The organism is Streptomyces sporangiiformans, assembly GCF_005768555.2.
Lineage (GTDB): Bacteria > Actinomycetota > Actinomycetes > Streptomycetales > Streptomycetaceae > Streptomyces > Streptomyces sporangiiformans.
Map to the genome: position 1 here is coordinate 15,069 of NZ_VCHX02000072.1, position 18,208 is coordinate 33,276.

Below are 18,208 nucleotides of genomic sequence, written 5' to 3' on the forward strand. Positions count from 1 at the left end.
TATGGACCTCACGGAGCGACCGGATCTGCCGTTCGACGTGTTCTCCAAGGCCTGTCCCTCCCGGGGCACCCTGGAGCACGTCACGGGGCGCTGGGGCGGGCTCACCCTCGGGGCGTTGTACGAGGGCTCGCTCCGCTTCAACGAGCTGCGTCGGCGCGTGGACGGCGTGAGCGAGAAGATGCTGTCCCAGACGCTGCACGCCCTGGAGCGTGACGGCCTCGTGCACCGCGAGGCACAGCCCACGAACCCACCGCGCGTGGACTACGAACTGACTGCGCTGGGCCGCGGCGTCGCCGAGCGACTGCTGCCCCTCGTCCACTTCGTGGAGGGGAACATGGCCGAGATCCTGGCGGCGCGGGAGCGCTACGACGCGATGCGCGCGTCAGGTGGGGCGCGCGGAGCGCTCGGCTGAGGACGGCGGTGAGAGACGGGCGGGACGCTGGCAGCGCGGGCAGAAGTAGCTGGACCGGTTCATCCAGGGCCGCCGCCGGATCAGCGTGCCGCAGCGTCGGCACGGCTCGCCCTCTCGTCCGTACGCGTCGAGGGACCGGTCGAAGTAGCCCGACTCGCCGTTCACGTTCACGTACAGGCTGTCGAAGCTGGTGCCGCCGGCGGTGAGGGCGTCGTCCATCACGTCCCGTATGTGGCCGAGGAGTTCGGCGGTGCGCGGGCGCGTGAAACCGGTGGTCGGGCGCTCGAAGTGCAGTCGCGCGCGCCACAGCGCCTCGTCCGCGTAGATGTTGCCGACGCCGCTGATCAGCGACTGGTCGAGCAGAGCGCGCTTGATGGTCGTACGCCGGCGCCGCAGCGCCTCGTGGAAGGCCGCGTCGTCGAACAGCGGGTCCAGCGGATCGCGGGCGATGTGCGCGATGACGTCGGGCAGTCCGTCGGCCGTGGTGGCGTGCAACGAGAGCCCACCGAAGGTGCGTTGGTCGACGAAGCGGAGTTCGGTGTTCAAGGCGTCGGCGAAGCGGACGCGGATGCGCAGGTGCTTCTCGTCGGGTGCGCCCTCCGGCTGGACGAGGAGCTGGCCGCTCATGCCGAGGTGCGCGAGGACGGCGCTCTCGGAGTCGGCGAGCGGCAGCCACAGGTACTTGCCGCGGCGCTGGGCGAGCCCGATCCGGTGGCCCTTGAGCCGGGCTCCGAAGTCGTCGCCGCCCGCGATGTGACGGCGTACCGCACGCGGGTGCAGCACTTCCGCGTCGGCGACGACCCGCCCGCTGACCCAGCGCTCCAGTCCACGCCGTACGACCTCGACCTCAGGAAGTTCGGGCACGGGGCTCCTCGGAGGCACGGGGGTGACGACGGATGTCGGCAGCGTATCGCGTCGGGCAGGGCACTGATCGGCCCGGTTCCCGGGAAGCGAAATCCCCCGTCGGGCCGAGGCCCGGCGGGGGTTCGAGAGGAGGGCGGTGACGTCAGGCCGGTGTGGCGTCCGATGCCGGGGCCGAAGGGCTGCCGGCGGTCCCGTGCGTCTCGGCCGCCTCCGCTTCGGCTGCCTCCGCTTCGGCCGAAGCTGCTTCAGCCGCCTTGGCCGCCTCGGCTTCCTCGGCTTCGGCCTTGGCGCGAGCCGTCGCGATCCGCTCGTCCGCGGCGGAGCGGATCTCACGCCAGGCGGACTCCGCCGCCTGCTGCTCCGCCTCCTTCTTGCTGCGGCCGGTGCCGGTGCCGTACGAGACGCCTCCGACGCGGGCGGCAGCAGTAAAGGTCTTCTCGTGATCCGGGCCGGTCTCGCTGACCAGGTACTCGGGCACACCGAGCCCCTCGGTCGCCGTGAGCTCCTGGAGACTGGTCTTCCAGTCCAGGCCCGCGCCCAGATTCGAGGACTTCTCGATCAGCGGGTCGAAGAGCCGGTGGACGAGCTCGCCCGCCGCATCGAGACCCTGGTCGAGATAGACAGCGCCGATCACCGCTTCGAGGGTGTCGGCGAGGATGGACGCCTTGTCCCTGCCGCCCGTGCCCTCTTCGCCCCGGCCCAGCCGGATGAAGGAGCCCAGGTCGAGCCCGCGGCCCACCTCCGCCAGCGCACGCGAGTTGACCACCGCGGCCCGCAACTTGGCCAGCTGGCCTTCGGGCAGGTCGGGGTGGGTGCGGTACAGCGTGTCCGTGACCACGAGACCGAGGACGGAGTCCCCGAGGAACTCCAGACGCTCGTTGGTCGGCAGACCGCCGTTCTCGTACGCGTACGAACGGTGGGTCAGCGCACGCACCAGAAGGGCGGACTCGAGCTTGTACCCGAGCCGCCCTTCCAGAAGCGTGTGGGACGAGGCTGTGTTGTCCGCCTTTTTCTTGGCGTTCGAATCCGCCTTGGCGTCAGACATGAAGCCTCTCACCAGCCGCTCAGACCTCGAGGACCTGGCGCTTGTTGTAGGTGCCGCAAGCGGGGCAGGCGATGTGCTGCTGCTTGGGCTCGTGGCAGCGCTCGCACGCAACCAGGGTGGGGACCGCAGCCTTCCACTGCGACCGGCGGTGGCGCGTGTTGCTGCGCGACATCTTCCGCTTCGGAACAGCCACGGCTACTTCTCCTGCTTCTCGTCGACGCCCGCTTCGGCGCCGCTCATCTCGTCCTTCTCGCCATCTTCGAGTGAACCGGCGAGTCCCTGCAGTGCCGCCCAACGGATGTCGACGGCGTCATGGTGGTGGTCCGGGTCGTCAGCGAGCCGCGCTCCACACTCGGAGCACAGACCCGGGCAGTCGTCCTGGCACACCGGCTGCATCGGCAGTGCGAGCACCACCGCGTCACGCAGCACGGACTCGAGGTCGAACAAACCGTCCTCGAGGAAGAGCCTGTCCTCGTCGTCCTCGGCGTCGTCGCCCGGTTCCGCGATCACGCGGCCCCGGTCGTCGGCGTCAGGGTACGAGAACATCTCCTGGAAATCCGCTTCGCTTTCCAGCGTGAGCGGCTCCAGACACCTTACGCACTCTCCCTCGGCCTGCGCACGGGCGGTGCCTGTAACGAGCACACCTTCCATGACCGACTCGAGTCGGAGTTCGAGCTCCACCGGGGCGCCTTCCGGCACTCCGATCACACCCTGGATACCGAGATCCTTGGGAGCGTCGACCGTACGGGTCAGGCGCTGCAGCGCACCAGGACGTCGCCCCAGCTCATGTGTGTCGAACACGAGAGGGTTGCGATGGTCGAGGCGGGCGTTCAGGGCCATTCCTGCTTTCGATCTTGAAGCTCAGGGGTGCCGCACCGGATGTTCCCGGGCAGCGTGGATCGCGGACGTACGCGCGACCGAAGAGCCAGGATACTGGACCTTGCGCTCTCGGCCCAATCCGGTGCGAGCCCGCAGCCCCGGGCGCCGGTGTGCGCCCTCGCCTCGGCCTCCCGCCGGACAAGGGCCTAGCTTCCGCCGCGCTCCTGCTCGTACTGGCGCAGCTGTTCGGCGCTGATCATGCCCGTGTCGAAGAGGCTGGTCTCGTCGAGGACCTGCGGCTGCTGCTGCGGCTGCTGCTGTGACTGCTGCGGCTGCTGTTGCCCGTACGCCTGTTGCTGATCCTGGCCTGGGTCGTACGCGGCCTGCTGACCGTATCCCTGCTGCTGCGGATAGGCGGCGTACGGATCGGCCTGCTGCTGGTACCCGTACGGGTCCTGCTGGGCGTACTGCTGCTGATAGCCGTACGCGTCTGTCTGCTGCTGGTAGGCGTACTGCTGCTGGTCCTGCCCGCCGTACGGCTGCTGGGCGGGCACGTCCGGGGCCTGTTCGGCGGGCCGTCCGGGAGTGGCCACGGGGGCCGCGAGGCCGTCCAGGTACTCGGCGTCAGTGGTGTGCTGCACGGGAGCCCCGTCGTCCGTGAGCGAGCCCAGGTCGTCGGTGGCGATGCGGCCGTGGAGCTTCTGGCGCCCGCGGCCGACCGCCTCCAGGGTCTTGGCCAGGACGGCCTCGAAGGCGCCGAGCTTGACGTCGACGTATTCGTCCGCGTTGCGGCGCAGGGTCTCGGGGTCGTGGCTGCGCTCGGGGGCGTCCTCGTCCTCGTATCCGCGCTCGTCGACGCCGGGTCCGGTGCCCAGGAGCTTCTCGCGTCCACGGCCGACGGAGCCGAGGGTCTTGGTGAGGACGACCTCGAAGTTGGCGAGCTTGGAGTCGACGTAGTCGTCGGCCTCCGCGCGGATCTCCTCGGCCTCCTGGCGGGCCTCGGAGAGGATGCGGTCGGCCTCGTTCTGGGAGCGGCGGGCGACCTCGGTGCCGGAGATCAGCGAGCCGCGCTCCGCGTGCGCGGACTCGATGATCCGCTCGGCCTCCTGGCGGGCCTGCTCGACCATCTGCTCGCGGCCGCCGATGAGCTCCTGGGCCTGGGCGAGGGAGCCCGGCAGGGCCTGGCGCACCTCTTCGAGCAGGGAGAGCAGCTCGGCGCGGTTGACCACGCACGAGGCCGACATGGGCATGGAACGGGCGCTGCCGACCGCCGCGACGATCTCATCGAGCTTCTTCTGCACGTCCACCGTGTGCTCGCCACTCTCTACAGCTGTGATGGAGACGGACGGATCGACTGTACGACCCCTCCCGCACCATCCGACACCGGGTGACGGGTTGTCAGGTCCGTACGGTCGGGCCGGCGAGCGTCTCAGTCTTCTCTGTGGCGCTTGTTCAGGGCTTCCAGGACCAGCGGCGGCACCAGATGCGAGACGTCGCCGCCCCAGGCCGCGACCTCCTTGACCAGCGACGAGGAGAGGAAGCTGTAGGTGGGATTGGTCGGGACGAAGAGGGTCTCGACTCCGGACAGGCCGTTGTTCATCTGGGCCATCTGCAGCTCGTAGTCGAAGTCGCTGACCGCGCGCAGACCCTTGACGATCGCGGGGATGTCGCGCTCCTTGCAGAAGTCGACGAGGAGGCCGTGGAAGGACTCCACCTCGACGTTGCCGTACTCGGCGGTGACCTGGCGGAGCAGCTCGAGGCGCTCCTCGACCGTGAAAAGGCCCTTCTTCGACTGATTGATCATCACGACGACATGCACCACGTCGTACAGCTTGGAGGCGCGGGCGATGATGTCGAGATGTCCATTGGTCACGGGGTCGTACGACCCGGGACAGACGGCGCGGCGCAACTTGGGTCCCTCGCTCTCCAGTCCGTTCATCGTGCTTCTTCGCACGCAGAGGCGGCGCGACCGTACCAAAACGTTCCCTCGCCGTAGCGACGGGAGCGCAATGCCTCGAAGCCGTCGGGCCACCGGAATTCGCCGCCTCTAGTACTGCGTTCAACGGTGACGAGCGCTTCGCCCGCGAGCCAGCCCCGGGTGCGGAGTGTGAGCAGAATCTCGCCAAGATCGTCGTCCGCGACGGCGTACGGGGGGTCGAGGAAGGCGAGATCGTACGGGGCGGTCGGGTCCCCGGTGCGAATGATCTGTTCCGCCTTGCCGGACCTGACCTCGGCGCCGGGCAGGCCGAGCGACGACACGTTCTCCCGGAGGATGCGCGCCGCGCGGGCGTCGGCCTCGACGAGCAGGGCGTGACCGGCGCCGCGCGACAGGGCTTCCAGTCCTACGGCTCCCGAGCCCGCGTACAGGTCGAGGACGCGCTCCCCTTCCAAGGGGCCACCGAGCAGGGACTGCCAGGTGGAGAAGAGGCCCTCGCGCGCTCGGTCGGAGGTGGGGCGGGTGCCGGTGCCCGGCGGGACGGCCAGGCGGCGTCCACCGGCCCGGCCGGCGATCACGCGGGTCATCTCTGTCTGTCCTTGTTGAGGTGCGGTCGGTGCGGTCGGTGTGATGGGTCCAGTGTCTCAGTCCTCGTCCCGGGACCGCGCGCCGTGTGGCCTTGTGGCCGTGTGGGCCTGTGGTCCCACGGCATGGCTCTGTGGTCAGCCCTTGTCCAGGTACTGCTCGCGCTCCTCGTCCAGCAGGGCGTCCAGGGCGGTGCGCAGGCCGGGGAGATGCTCGAGGCCGGGGTCGGCGGCGACGACCGCGGCCGCCTCCTCGCGGGCCTCGGCGATGATCTCCTCGTCGTCGATGACGGTGAGCATGCGCAGCGAGGAGCGCACGCCGGACTGGGCCTGGCCCAGAACATCGCCCTCCCGGCGCTGTTCGAGGTCGATGCGGGAGAGCTCGAAGCCGTCGAGCGTGGCCGCCACGGCGTTCAGCCGGGCGCGGGCCGCGCTGGCCTCCGGCATCTCGGTGACCAGGAGGCAGAGCCCGGCGGCGGATCCCCGGCCGACGCGGCCGCGCAGCTGGTGCAGCTGGGAGACGCCGAACCGGTCGGCATCCATGATCACCATGGCCGTGGCGTTCGGGACGTTCACCCCGACCTCGATGACCGTCGTGGCGACCAGGACGTCCGTCTCGCCCGCGGCGAAGCGGCGCATCACGGCGTCCTTGTCGTCGGGCTGCATGCGGCCGTGCAGGACCTCGACCCTGAGGCCCTGGAGCGGGCCGCCGGCGAGCTGGTCGGCGACTTCGAGGACGGCAAGGGGCGGGCGCTTCTCGGCCTCGTCCTCGGGGGACGCCTGCTTGCCCTTGCCCGGGGTGTCCTCCTCGTCGCCGATGCGCGGGCAGACCACGTACGCCTGGTGGCCGCCCTCGACCTCCTCGCGTACGCGCTGCCACGCGCGCGCGAGGAAGTGCGGCTTGTCGGCGGCCGGGACGACATGGCTGGCGATGGGCGAACGCCCGGCGGGGAGCTGGTCGAGGACGGACGTCTCCAGATCGCCGAAGACCGTCATCGCGACCGTGCGCGGAATGGGCGTGGCCGTCATGACCAGCAGATGCGGTGGCTGCTTGCCCTTGCCGCGGAGGGCGTCACGCTGCTCGACCCCGAAGCGGTGCTGCTCGTCGACCACCACCAGGCCCAGGTCGTGGAACTGCACCTTGTCCTCGATCAGCGCGTGCGTCCCGATGACGATCCCGGCCTCGCCCGTGACGAGGTCGAGCAGCGCCTGGCGGCGCGCGGCGGCGCCCATGGAGCCGGTCAGCAGCACCACCTTGGTGGCGTGCTCGGAGCCGCCGAGCATCCCTCCCTCGGCCAACTCCCCCATCATGTCCGTGATGGACCGGTGGTGCTGCTGGGCGAGTACTTCGGTGGGCGCGAGCATGGCCGCCTGCCCGCCCGCGTCGACGACGGCGAGCATGGCGCGCAGGGCGACCATGGTGTTGTGGGTGACCGTGAAATGGTCGGTGACGTAGGCGTGGCTCGGGTGGGCCACGCTGATGCACTGGACAGGCTTACGTCCCACACGCTCCACGGCGCGAATTCCGCGTCGAAATGTGTTGTATTTCGGCCGTGGGCGCATGCGTCCGGCCTTGCGAGACAGTCGGAAGGGCGCGTACTCATCGGGCAGCGCCACAGACACCTCGAATGCGGCCCTCTTCGGCAGCACCCTCGCCCGTCCGCCAAGCGAGCGCACAAGCCACGCAACGTCCCCTGCGAGCCTGAGCGAGGCCGAGCAGAAGGAAACGCTCAATCCGTTCGACTGAACCGTGCCGTCCGTGTCCATGAGCCCTTGCAGGAGAGCAAGACGATTCTTGATCGAAGTGTTCTTGAACTCGTCAGGGATGAATTTGTCGTGAGAGGTCAATCCCCACAGGTTCAGGTCGCGCAGGACTTGGATGACCGGATTCCGCACACCACCGGCGCGGTTGGTGAGCTGGATCGTGTAGTCACAACGGGAACCAGCAACGGGAACCAGCCCACAGTCCGGCGCCACGGACAGCGCCACGGCGTCAAGGATCTCGTCATCGACAGTGGACAGTCGCAGGTTGTGGCGGAACGAACCGTCGCCCAACAGCAGGCCGAACAGGTAGGGGTCGAGCGGTAGCTCGGCGTCGCTTCCCAGATCAACGGGAGTCGCCACAGGGATGTACCACTTCGACGATCCGTTCGCCTTGAACATGTCGAGGCGGATTTCGCGTGTGGTCATCAGCCTGGGTCGCTGGCCTCGGTGCCACCCGCAGCTCGTACCGACGATCCAGAGATGCTCGTCATCGCACTCCACGGAACTTCCGTCGGAGAGAACGATGCGCCACACATCGCGCTCTCCCTGCGGAAAGACCCCGTCGACCAGGGCGACCTCTCCGGCGGGCACGACCACCTCATCCCCTACCCGCAAGTCGCCCATCCGTCGGAAACCCGTCGGCGTCAGCACCAGTGAGTCCAGAGGCTGAGCCTTCCCAGAGCCCACTTCCCCTTGCAACAGCCGGTGCATCGGATGCTCGGTGGCCAGGTCGTCGAAGATCTCTTTGGAGACCTTTCGCTGGCCTTCGGTGAGGGTGAAGGGGAGCCTGGCGTCGAAGGCGGTGAGGAGGCCGTCGGGGGCCGGTCTGCGGGAGACGGCCGGGAGTTGGGCGTCCGCGTGGCGGCGGCGGGCCAGGGCCACCTGGAGGACGAAGGCCTCGTCCCACTTGAGGCGGTCGCGGGCGCTCTGGAAGTCCGCTTGGGTGCGCGGCTGGTGGATCTTCAGGAGGGCTTCGGGGAGGGGGAGGAGACCGCGGCCCTCCCTGAGCGAGTCCGGCAGCGGGTCGGCGGCCTCCTGGACGCTCGGAAGCACCGTCTGGATGGACTTGCCGATCTTCCAGGACTCCAGCTTGGCGGTGGCCGGGTAGATCGGGATGAGCGATCCGGCCCAGCTGTCGACGGCCTCGGCCGCCCGGTCGCCGTCGCCGCGCAGCAACTCGTAGGCGGGATGGGCGAGTTGGAGTCGGCGGTTGAAGACGGAGACCTTGCCGGCGAACATCGCGCGTGTGCCGGGCAGAAGCTCCTTGTGCGGTTTGTGGGCGCCCTTGCCGAAGAAGACGAGTTGGAGACGCCCGCTGCCGTCCGTGATGGTCACCTCGAGGCGCTGGCCCTTGCCGCGAGGGGCCTTGGGCGACGAGAAGGTGAGCAGACGCGCGTCGGCGACCTGGGCGACCACCGTCACATGCTCGTCCATCGGCAGGTCGGCGAGGTGGGTGAGCTGCCCCCGCTCCTCGTACCTGCGCGGATAGTGGTGCAGCAGGTCGCCGACCGTGTGCAGGCCCAGGTGCTCGGCCATCACCTTCGCGGTGGCGGGGCCGAGCACTTTCCTCAGTGGTTCATCCAACGCGTGCACGAGATCCATTGCACACCACACCACTGACAATGCCGCACAACGTCCCGGAAATCGCTGGTCAGACCGGTCGTTTCGGGCCTAGGATGGCGCGCTCCGGCCTTGTTCGCGGTCACCCACTCGTGGGACCGCCCGACCCCGCGCCGTCGCCCGTCCCCCCACCGGCGCTGCGACGATGGACTCTCAGACTTCCCAGGCACCTCAGTCACCTCATACGTTCCAGGTCGACCTGCGCGGACTCGTGGACCTGCTCTCCCATCACCTCTACTCCAGCCCCAAGGTCTATCTGCGCGAGCTGTTGCAGAACGCCGTGGACGCCATCACCGCCCGGCGCGCCGAGCAGCCCGACGCGCCCGCCCAGGTGCGGCTGTACGCGGAGGCCGGCGCCCTGCGCGTGGAGGACTCCGGGGTCGGGCTCACCGAAGCGGACGTGCACAGCCTCCTGGCGACCATCGGCCGCAGTTCCAAGCGGGCGGAGGGCCTGGAGTCGGCGCGTTCGGACTTTCTCGGGCAGTTCGGCATCGGGCTGCTGGCCTGCTTCGTGGTCGCCGAGCGCATCCGCGTCGTCAGCCGCAGCGCGCGTACGCCCGACGCTCCGCCCGTCGAGTGGACGGCGACGGACGACGGCTCGTACACGGTGCGCACGCTGCCCGACGAGGCCCGCCTCGAACCGGGCACCACCGTGCACCTGGTGGCCCGTCCGGGCGCCGCCGACTGGCTGGCCACCGAGCGCGTGCTGTCGCTGGCCCGGGACTTCGGCTCGCTGCTGCCGTACGACGTCCGCGTGGGCGACGAGGCGGTCACCGACCTCCCGGCGCCCTGGGACCGTGCGCACCCGAGCCCCGCCGCCCGAAGGGTGGCGCTGGCGCGGCACTGCCACGACCAGTTCGGCTTCACGCCGCTGGATTCGATCGAGCTGGACGTGCCGCTGGCCGGGATCCGCGGTGTGGCCTACGTGCTGCCGTCCGCGGTCAGCCCGGCCCAGCGCGCCGCCCATCGCGTGCACCTGAAGGGCATGCTGCTCACCGAGCGGGCCGAACAGCTGCTGCCCGACTGGGCGTTCTTCGTGCGCTGTGTCCTCGACACGGACAGCCTGCGGCCCACCGCGTCGCGCGAGTCGCTGTACGAGGACGAGACCCTCTCCGCCGTACGGGAGGCGCTGGGCGAGCGGATCAGGTCCTGGCTGACCGGGCTCGCCGCGGGTGATCCGGAGCGGCTGGCGGCCTTCCTGTCGGTGCACCACCTCGGTGTGAAGTCACTGGCCCGGCACGACAGCGAGATGCTGCGCACGATGCTGCCGTGGCTGCCCTTCGAGACGACGGACGGGCGGTTGTCCCTGGAGGAGTTCGCGCAGCGGCACCCGGTGGTGCACTTCACGCGGACCGTGGAGGAGTACCGGCAGGTCGCGCCGATCGCGTCCGCGCAGGGCGTCGGGGTGATCAACGGCGGCTACACGTACGACGCCGAGCTCGTGGAGGCGCTGCCCACCGTGCGTCCCGGCACCGTGGTCACGGAGCTGGACGCCGACACCGTCACCGCTCATCTGGACTCCGTCGCCCCGGCCGAGGAACTGGCGCTGTCGGCCTTCCTGGGCGCTGCCCGCGCCACACTCGACCCCCTGGGCTGCGATGTGGTCCTGCGCGCCTTCCACCCGCTGTCCGTGCCCGCGCTGCACCTGGACGACCGTGCGGCCCGCCACGAACAGGCGCGTGCTGACGCCGAGGAACAGGCCGACGACCTGTGGGCGGGCATTCTCGGCTCGCTGCGCGGCAGCGCCCCACGCGCGCGGCTGGTACTCAACCACCTCAACCCGCTGATCCGGAGGATCAGTTCACTCGACGCCCCGGAGCTGATCGGAACGGCCACGGAGTCCCTCTACGGGCAGGCGCTGCTGATGGCGCAGCGGCCGCTGCGGCCGGCGGACTCCGCGCTCCTCAACCGTGCGTTCATCGGCCTCCTGGAGTGGGCCACGCACAGCGACTCCCCCAAGGACGGGCATCGATGAGCCAGACCATGGACTTCGACGCGCTGCGCCGGGCGATGGCGGAGAACCATGAACAGCCGGAGGGGCCCGCCCGCAACGCGCGCGCGGAGCACCTGCTCTCGGAGGCCGAGAAGCTGGACATCCCGCTCGCGGTGATCGAGGCGCTCGGACACCAGCTGAAGGTCTACAACTACAGCTCCGAGAAGGACAAGATGTTCGTCCCCTTCGCGCGTCTGCTGCGCATGTGGGACGAACGCCCCGAGGACTTCGACGAGTACGAGACCCACTCGCTGCACTGGGTCTTCAAGTGGATGTCGTCCGGCATGCTGGGCCAGCCGCACATTCCACTCGCCTCCATCGAGAAGTGGCTCGGCGAGATGGAGCACCGTTACCGGCTCGCCGGTCACTCCGAACGGGCCGTGCGCAGCGCCGAGTTCAGCGTGGCCGCCCATGTCGGGGACCTGGCTCGCGCCGAGCGGGCGTATGCCGCGTGGCTGGCCGCCGACCGGGACAGCATGGCCGACTGCCACGCCTGTGAGCTGCACGGCCAGGGCTGGTGGCGGGCGCTGAGGCACGAGGACGCCCAGGCGCTGGAGCTGTGGCGGCCGGTCCTGGAGGGCGAGCACGCGTGCGCCCACGAGCCGCACACCACGCTGGCGTCCTCACTGGTCCCGCTGCTGCGGCTGGGCCGCCTCGACGAGGCGCGCGTCCACCATCTGCGGGGCTTCAGGCTGGTGCGGCACATGGAGAGCATGCGGGGCGCGTACGCCGACCATGTGGAGTTCTGCGCGCTCACCGGCAACGAGGCGCGCGCCCTGGAGCTGCTGGCGGAGCGTCCGGCGTACTTCACGGACTCCGGGGAGCCGCGCAGCCTGATGGATTTCCTGGCCGTGGTGGCCCTGCTGATGGGCCGGCTGACCTCCCTGGGGCTCGGCTCGCAGACCGTTCCCGGGCCGGTCGGCCGCACCTGGACCGCCGGCGAACTCGCCGCCCACGCGCGCGGGGAGGCCCTTTTGCTCGCCGCGCGCTTCGACGAGCGCAACGGCACGTCGTACGTGAGCGGGCAGGTCCGGGAGCGCATGGAGGGGCAGCCCTTGGCCGAGCGGCTGCCGCTGGGTGTGCGTGCGGCGCGGACCGTGGTGGCGGCGCGGCCGCCCGCTCCCGCCACGCGGGCACCCGTCGGAGAGCCGGACCTGGCCACGCTGCTCGCCGAGGCCCGCCGGCTCTCGGAAGCGCTGCATCCCGACTCGGTGGCGGCGTGGGCCGCGGTCGCGCGGGCGGCCGGGGAGGAGGAGGGGGAACTGGACGTCCGGGACCGCGCGGAGATCGCCGACCACGAGGCCATGGGCCTGGGGCCGGACGGCGTGGAGCTGTTCGAGCGGGCCGCCGAGCTGTACGCGGAGGCGGGCGACCCGGGCGAGGCACTGGCGGCACGCGCGCGTGGGGCGTATGTGCTGGGCCTGACCGGGCGCTCGGACGAGGCGCTGGCGGCGGTCGCCGAGCCGTACGAGCGCGTGGGGGCCCTCTTCTCGGAGGGCCGGACGGGGGTCTGGCAGACGGCGTCCGTGTGCGTGGGGCGCGCGCGGATCCTGTTGCAGCGGGTCCATGAGGTGGATGACGGCGAGGACGCCGAGGGCGCCGGGGTGGAGGGGGCGGCCGATGCGCTGCCGGGGGAAGGCCCCGGGACGCGGGCGCGTGAGGCCTTCGCCGCCGCCGAGGCCGCGGCACGCGAGCTGCTGGACCTCGCCGGCCCGCACACCGCGGACGTACGGCTGGCCTCGCGGGCCGCGGAGGCGCAGGCCATGCTCGGGGAGCTCGCGGCGCACGCCGGGGACGCCGAGGCGGCAGCGGAGCTCCTGACGCGGGCCACCGAGGCGTTCGTCGCGGCCGGGCTGCCGTGGTTCGCGGTGGAGTACGAGGCCCGCCTCACCGGGATCGCGCGTCACCTGGGTGATGCCGAGGGGGCCGAGCGGGCGGCCCGGGCGGCGCTGGAGCACGGAGGGCCGTACCTGGAGGCCCCGGGCCGCGCCCAGCTGCACCTCCAGCTGGCCGAAGTCCTCGGCTCCACCGGGCAGTTCGGGCCGGCGGCCGAGCAGGCTCTGGAAGCGGCGCACTGGGCCGACGAGGCCGGTGAGGGGGCCACGCTCGGCGCCTGGGCACGGCATCAGCTCGGCGGCTTCCTGGTACGCCGGGGACGGTGGGCGGAGGCGGCCGAGGTACTGGAGTCGGCGCTGCCCGAGTTGACCGTACCCATGCACGGCGACGGTGCGATCGTGCAGACCTTGTGGTGGCTCGGCGACTGTCTCGCCGAGCTCGGGGAGCACCGGGAGGCCGCCGAACGCCGGCTCCAGGCCGCCGAGATCGCCCGGCACTGGCCGGAGCAGCGCGACCACGCGATGCTCGCGCACCTCGCCGCGGAGGCCCTCGGGCACGCCGGGCTGCCCGCCGAGGCGGAGCGGGCCTACGAACGCGCGGGTGACCTCTGGCGGTCCCTCGGCAACGTCCACGGGCTGGTCCGCTCCCTGCGGGCACGCGCGTGGATCGCGGTGAGCGAGGAGGGTGCGGGGCTCGACGCCGCACGGCAGTTGATGGCGACGGCGGCCCTGGAGTGCGACACCGCCCTGCCCGAGGCCGAGGACGATGACGGGCGCCTGCAGCTTGCCGCCGAACTCGCCCATACGCACCGGCAGTTCGGCGACCTGATCGCACGGCAAACGACCGACGACACTGACGGCGACTCGATGCGCGCCGGGTACGAGGAGGCCCTCGCGCACGTCACCCGAGCCGTCACGGGTTTCGCCTCGCTCGGCGACGCCGGTCTGCACAGCCGCACCGGCGCCGAACTCGCCGCAGGCTGGCTGGAGGCCGACCTGGGGCGCACCGACGCAGCCGCGGCACGCGCGCGCGGGGTTCTCGCGGCGTACGCGGAGACCGACGACGACCCGAACGGGACGGACGGGACCGACGAGACGGACGGGACAGACGGGACAGACGGGACCGCGGTGTCCCGGCGGGCGGAGGCGCAGAGCTTGCTGCGGGTGACGGCGGCGGAGGGCTAGGTGTTGCTAGTGACGGCGGCGGAGGGCCAGGTGTGCTGTCCGGCGGGCCTGGGCGGGCCTACTCCACGCCGATCAGCAGCAGCGCGCCCTGCCGCCCGCCCCTGTACACCACGGTGTCGACCGCCAGGTAGGACTCGCGTACCCGGGTTTCGAGGTGGGCGGCGATCGTGTCGGGAGTGTCGTCGCCCAGGACCAGGGTGACCATCTCGCCGCCCGCCGAGAGCATGCGGTCGAGCACGGTTTCGGCGGTGGCCGTGATGTCGGAGCCGATCACCGCGACGTCGCCTTCGATGAGGCCGAGGATGTCGCCGGCCTGGCAGATGCCGGCCATGGTCCAGGACTCGCGTTCAGCGACGGCGACCTCTGCGTACCGGGTCGCTCCGGCCGCCGAGGTCATGGCGACGACGTCCTCGTCGAAGCGCCGCTCCGGCTCGTGCACGGCGAGCGCGGCGATCCCCTGGACCGCGGAACGCGTGGGGATCAGCGCGACCCGGACGCCGTCCGCGCGCACCTGCTCGGCCGCCGCGGCGGCGGTGTGGCGCAGCTCGGCGTCGTTGGGCAGCAGCACCACCTCGCGCGCGTGCGCCCGTCGTATCGCCTCGAGGAGCTCCCCGCTCGCGGGCGGCTCACCAGGGCGCGCGAGGACGGTGGTCGCGCCGGCCTCGGCGTACAGCCCGGCGAGGCCTTCCCCGGGTACCACGGCCACGACCGCGCGCTGCGCCTGCTCACGGACCGGCCGCCCGGCGGCGCCCGCCGTGTGCGCGTCATCGAGCCCGAAGTGCGTGATCCGGATCCGGTACGGCCGCCCTGCCTCCACGCCCGCCTCCACGGCGGCACCCGCGTCGTCGACGTGTACGTGGACGTTCCACAGCCCGTCCCCGCCGACCACGACGAGCGAGTCGCCGAGCCCGTCGAGCCGTTCCCGCAGCCGGTCCACGGCGGCGTCCTCCGCCTCCAGGAGATAGATCACCTCGAACTCGGGCCCGCCCCCCTCCACGGCGACGGCTCCGTCCGCGCAGTCCTGCGCATCCGCGAGCGACTGCCCGGCGGGAGCCTCCACGCGCGCGTGCTGCGCGAGAACCGGCACCGCCCCGGCGGCGGGCGCCTCACCCGTGAACGTCTCCACCAGCGCCGCCAGCACGGCCACGAGCCCCCGCCCGCCCGCGTCCACCACACCGGCCCGCTCCAGGGCGGCCAGCTGCCCCGGAGTGGCCGCGAGCGCCGCCCGCGCCCCCTCGTACGCCGCCCGCGCCACGGCACCGCAGTCGCCCTCGGCCCCGGAGGCCGCGTCGGCGGCGGCCGAGGCAACGGTGAGAACCGTCCCCTCGACGGGGTGCGCGACCGCCTGCCGGGCCGAGTCGGCCGCCTGCCGGAGAGCCAGCCGCAGGCCTTTCCCGTCGGTGTGGGCGGTCTCGCTGGCGGCGGCAAGCACCTGCGCCATGCCCCGCAGGAGCTGCGCGAGGATCGTCCCGGAGTTCCCCCGGGCCCCGATGAGCGCGCCGTGCGCCATCGCGTGGACCGCGTCGGCGAGCGTCGGCCGGCCGGCCGCCCCGCTTCCGGAGGCGGCGGCGTGCGCCGCGAAGACCGCCTCGACCGCACCGGCCGCCGCCTCCACGGTCAGGTAAAGATTGGTGCCGGTGTCCCCGTCCGCGACCGGATAGACATTGATCGCGTCGATCTCCTCGCGCGACCGGCCGAGGGCCTCCAGCGCGAGTCCGCACCAGGCCCTCACCGCGAGGGCATCCAGTGTGTGCGGCACCTGCGGCACCTGCGCCTCCTTGATCAGCGAATGTGGGACGCAGCGTAGACCCAGGTCAGGTTTCCGCCGGAGGAGGCCCGGAGCAGGGCCCCGGCCAGCCATGGTAGTTTCGTTGTACGGAAGCAGTCGTTGTATGCTGCTCCGGTTGCCCGATCCACATCGGGCCTTCCCCTGGCACCGCCACTCAGATCCTAGATCCTGATCCCGGCATGCCGGGATCAACCGTAAGAGCATCTGAAGTCTTTGGAGTGACCCGTGGCTGCCAACTGCGACGTCTGCGGCAAGGGGCCGGGCTTCGGCAACAACATCTCGCACTCTCACCGCCGTACGCCCCGTCGCTGGAACCCGAACATCCAGCGCGTCCGTACCGTGGTGGGCGGGACGCCGAAGCGCGTGAACGCTTGCACCTCGTGCATCAAGGCCGGCAAGGTCTCGCGCTGACGCAACGCTAGCGCGCGGCCACCGCTCGGTCCGCTGCATGGCCGACCCACCTCAGGTGGGTCGGCCTTTTGCTGTGCTCGTTCTCTGCCTCTTACTGGGTTCGTTCTCTGCCGTGCGGGCCGCTCGTTGCGCCGTGCGGGCCGCTCACGCCCTCGCCCTGAACCGCCACCCATGATCCACGGGCCCGATCCCGTCCCCCAGCGCGAACCCCTCGGCGATCGCCCCGGTCACGTACTCCTTGGCCGCCGCAACCGCCTCCGGCACCGCCTCCCCCTTCGCCAGCTGGGAGGCGATCGCGCTCCCGAGGGTGCAGCCCGTGCCGTGGGTGTGCCGGTTGTCCAGACGGACGGCGCGCAGCCAGTGTTCGTCGGAGCCGTCCGTGAGCAGGTCGACGGCTTCGCCGCTGAGGTGGCCGCCCTTGATCAGCGCCCATTTCGGGCCGTACGACAGCACCGCCGCCGCGGCCCGCCGCATGTCGTCCTCCGACTCGACGCGCACGCCTGTGAGTTGGGCGACCTCGTCGAGGTTCGGCGTGGCCACGGTGGCGACGGGCAGCAGCTTCGTCCGTACGGAATCCAGGGCGGACGCGGCCAGCAACGGGTCTCCGTGCTTGGAGACGCCGACCGGATCGACGACGGCGGGCGCGTCCGTGCCCCCGATCAACTCGGCGACGGCCTCGACGAGTTCGGCCGAGGCGAGCATGCCCGTCTTGACCGCCTGGACGCCGATGTCGTCGACGACGCTGCGGTACTGGGCTCGCACGGCCTCCACCGGTAGTTCCCAAGCGCCTTGTACGCCGAGCGAGTTCTGGGCCGTGACGGCGGTGAGCACGCTCATACCGTGCACACCGAGCGCGAGCATCGTCTTCAGGTCGGCCTGGATCCCCGCCCCGCCGCCGGAGTCGGAACCGGCGACCGTCAGCACACGTGGCGGAGCACCCGGCGTCATGACTCTATGTCCGAGAAGTGGTCCCAGCCGCCCTTACTGGTCCACGGCGCCCCGTCGACCGTCACCTGCGGCAGCGCCGACGGGTTGAGGACTTCGCCGATCACCTTCCAGCGTGCGGGCAGCTTCACGTCCGACGGGAAGGTCGCGACGATCGCGTGGTCCTCGCCGCCGGTGAGCACCCACTGGAGCGGGTCGACGCCGACCGCCTGCCCGATGTCGTTCATCTGGGAGGGGATGTCGACGGCACCGGAGCGGATGTCGATGCGCACCTTGCTGGCCTCGGCGATGTGCCCGAGGTCGGCGATCAGCCCGTCGCTGACGTCCGTCATCGAGGTCGCGCCGAGGCCGGCGGCCGCGGGACCCGCGTGGTACGGCGGTTCGGGGCGCCGGTGGGCCTCGACGAACGCGCGCGGCGAGCGGAAGCCGCGGGAGAGCACCGCGTGCCCGGCCGCGGACCAGCCCAGCCAGCCTGTCACGGCGACGACGTCGCCGGGCTGGGCCCCGGCGCGGGTGACCGGCTCGTGGTTGCGCAGATCGCCGAGCGCGGTGATCGACACGGTGATGGTGTCGCCGCGTACGACATCGCCGCCGACCACGGCCGCGCCCGCCACCTGGCACTCGTCGCGCAGGCCGTCCATCAGCTCGGAGGGCCAGGTGGCCGGGAGCTCGGCCGGGACGACCAGGCCGAGCAGCAGCGCGGTCGGTACGGCGCCCATGGCGGCGATGTCCGCGAGGTTCTGCGCGGCCGCCTTGCGTCCGACGTCGTACGCCGTCGACCAGTCGCGGCGGAAGTGCCGCCCCTCCAGGAGGATGTCGGTGCTCGCCACGACCCTGCGGTCGGGGGCGGCCACCACGGCAGCGTCGTCGCCCGGCCCGACGCGTACCGCCGGGGTGGTGGTGAGCCGTGAGGTGAGCTCCTTGATGAGCCCGAACTCCCCCAACTCGCCCACGGTGCCCTTCATCGTCGTACTTCTCCTTCTGTTACTGCCACTGCACGGTCGCG

Annotated in this window: 15 protein-coding genes; 4 read left to right on the top strand and 11 right to left on the bottom strand. The window is 71.3% G+C overall.

The genetic code is table 11. The features are described 5' to 3' along the window. Window position 1 precedes the first annotated feature (1 nt). Window positions 2–412 carry a winged helix-turn-helix transcriptional regulator gene (locus tag FGD71_RS07255; protein WP_119099569.1) on the top strand — a complete coding sequence of 137 codons (411 nt, stop codon included), beginning with the start codon at window positions 2–4 and terminating at the stop codon, window positions 410–412. Here the strand turns inward: FGD71_RS07255 and mutM are convergent. From mutM to FGD71_RS07295, 8 genes are all read right to left on the bottom strand, one after another. Beyond that, window positions 383–1,276: a bifunctional DNA-formamidopyrimidine glycosylase/DNA-(apurinic or apyrimidinic site) lyase gene (mutM, locus tag FGD71_RS07260; RefSeq protein WP_119099570.1), complete on the bottom strand. Its 894-nt coding sequence runs from the start codon at window positions 1,274–1,276 to the stop codon at window positions 383–385. The two genes, FGD71_RS07255 and mutM, sit on opposite strands and share 30 nt — an antisense overlap. 142 nt (window positions 1,277–1,418) lie before the next feature. Beyond that, window positions 1,419–2,321: a ribonuclease III gene (gene rnc / locus FGD71_RS07265; RefSeq protein ID WP_119099571.1), complete on the bottom strand. Its 903-nt coding sequence runs from the start codon at window positions 2,319–2,321 to the stop codon at window positions 1,419–1,421. 19 nt (window positions 2,322–2,340) lie between these two features. Continuing rightward, a complete protein-coding gene (gene rpmF, locus FGD71_RS07270) occupies window positions 2,341–2,514 on the bottom strand; it encodes a 50S ribosomal protein L32 (RefSeq protein ID WP_028802425.1) in 174 nt (57 codons plus the stop codon). A gap of 2 nt (window positions 2,515–2,516) precedes the next feature. After that, window positions 2,517–3,161, bottom strand: coding sequence for a YceD family protein (locus FGD71_RS07275; RefSeq protein WP_119099572.1), 645 nt, complete (start codon window positions 3,159–3,161; stop codon window positions 2,517–2,519). Between the two features lie 185 nt (window positions 3,162–3,346). Beyond that, complete coding sequence (locus FGD71_RS07280; RefSeq protein WP_119099573.1) at window positions 3,347–4,447, bottom strand: DivIVA domain-containing protein; 1,101 nt, start codon at window positions 4,445–4,447, stop codon at window positions 3,347–3,349. A 122-nt stretch (window positions 4,448–4,569) separates the two neighbouring features. Then, a complete protein-coding gene (gene coaD, locus FGD71_RS07285; protein ID WP_181359138.1) occupies window positions 4,570–5,049 on the bottom strand; it encodes a pantetheine-phosphate adenylyltransferase in 480 nt (159 codons plus the stop codon). Between the two features lie 26 nt (window positions 5,050–5,075). Continuing rightward, window positions 5,076–5,663, bottom strand: coding sequence for a 16S rRNA (guanine(966)-N(2))-methyltransferase RsmD (gene rsmD / locus FGD71_RS07290; protein WP_119099575.1), 588 nt, complete (start codon window positions 5,661–5,663; stop codon window positions 5,076–5,078). Between the two features lie 135 nt (window positions 5,664–5,798). Beyond that, window positions 5,799–9,026, bottom strand: a complete 3,228-nt coding sequence (locus FGD71_RS07295; protein ID WP_119099576.1) for a helicase-related protein — start codon at window positions 9,024–9,026, stop codon at window positions 5,799–5,801. Between the two features lie 163 nt (window positions 9,027–9,189). Here FGD71_RS07295 and FGD71_RS07300 point away from each other — a divergent pair, with 163 nt between their 5' ends. Together FGD71_RS07300 and FGD71_RS07305 are read left to right on the top strand one after the other, a co-directional pair. Beyond that, window positions 9,190–11,019 (top strand): HSP90 family protein, encoded by a 1,830-nt coding sequence (locus FGD71_RS07300; RefSeq protein WP_119099577.1) that lies wholly within the window; start codon window positions 9,190–9,192, stop codon window positions 11,017–11,019. After that, window positions 11,016–14,057 (top strand): tetratricopeptide repeat protein, encoded by a 3,042-nt coding sequence (locus FGD71_RS07305; protein ID WP_181359137.1) that lies wholly within the window; start codon window positions 11,016–11,018, stop codon window positions 14,055–14,057. Before FGD71_RS07300 ends, FGD71_RS07305 begins: the two co-directional genes overlap by 4 nt. A 58-nt stretch (window positions 14,058–14,115) precedes the next feature. Here FGD71_RS07305 and FGD71_RS07310 read toward each other — a convergent pair whose 3' ends face one another. Further along, window positions 14,116–15,825, bottom strand: coding sequence for a DAK2 domain-containing protein (locus FGD71_RS07310; protein ID WP_119099578.1), 1,710 nt, complete (start codon window positions 15,823–15,825; stop codon window positions 14,116–14,118). Between the two features lie 246 nt (window positions 15,826–16,071). Here FGD71_RS07310 and rpmB point away from each other — a divergent pair, with 246 nt between their 5' ends. After that, window positions 16,072–16,257 (top strand): 50S ribosomal protein L28, encoded by a 186-nt coding sequence (rpmB, locus tag FGD71_RS07315; RefSeq protein ID WP_004924906.1) that lies wholly within the window; start codon window positions 16,072–16,074, stop codon window positions 16,255–16,257. A 144-nt stretch (window positions 16,258–16,401) separates the two neighbouring features. Here the strand turns inward: rpmB and thiD are convergent, their stop codons facing one another. Next, entirely contained in the window at window positions 16,402–17,205 is an 804-nt protein-coding gene (thiD, locus tag FGD71_RS07320) for a bifunctional hydroxymethylpyrimidine kinase/phosphomethylpyrimidine kinase (RefSeq protein WP_119099579.1), read from the bottom strand. Next, window positions 17,202–18,167 carry a thiamine-phosphate kinase gene (locus tag FGD71_RS07325; protein WP_119099580.1) on the bottom strand — a complete coding sequence of 322 codons (966 nt, stop codon included), beginning with the start codon at window positions 18,165–18,167 and terminating at the stop codon, window positions 17,202–17,204. Before FGD71_RS07325 ends, thiD begins: the two co-directional genes overlap by 4 nt. Window positions 18,168–18,208 lie beyond the last annotated feature (41 nt).

What these genes read in the sequence shown, in the direction of transcription:
- FGD71_RS07255 (WP_119099569.1), top strand. Translation starts at nt 2, where the DNA reads ATGGACCTCACGGAGCGACCGGATCTGCCGTTCGACGTGTTCTCCAAG.
- rnc (WP_119099571.1), bottom strand. Translation starts at nt 2,321, where the DNA reads ATGTCTGACGCCAAGGCGGATTCGAACGCCAAGAAAAAGGCGGACAAC.
- FGD71_RS07275 (WP_119099572.1), bottom strand. Translation starts at nt 3,161, where the DNA reads ATGGCCCTGAACGCCCGCCTCGACCATCGCAACCCTCTCGTGTTCGAC.
- rsmD (WP_119099575.1), bottom strand. Translation starts at nt 5,663, where the DNA reads ATGACCCGCGTGATCGCCGGCCGGGCCGGTGGACGCCGCCTGGCCGTC.
- FGD71_RS07295 (WP_119099576.1), bottom strand. Translation starts at nt 9,026, where the DNA reads ATGGATCTCGTGCACGCGTTGGATGAACCACTGAGGAAAGTGCTCGGC.
- FGD71_RS07300 (WP_119099577.1), top strand. Translation starts at nt 9,190, where the DNA reads ATGGACTCTCAGACTTCCCAGGCACCTCAGTCACCTCATACGTTCCAG.
- FGD71_RS07305 (WP_181359137.1), top strand. Translation starts at nt 11,016, where the DNA reads ATGAGCCAGACCATGGACTTCGACGCGCTGCGCCGGGCGATGGCGGAG.
- thiD (WP_119099579.1), bottom strand. Translation starts at nt 17,205, where the DNA reads ATGACGCCGGGTGCTCCGCCACGTGTGCTGACGGTCGCCGGTTCCGAC.
- FGD71_RS07325 (WP_119099580.1), bottom strand. Translation starts at nt 18,167, where the DNA reads ATGAAGGGCACCGTGGGCGAGTTGGGGGAGTTCGGGCTCATCAAGGAG.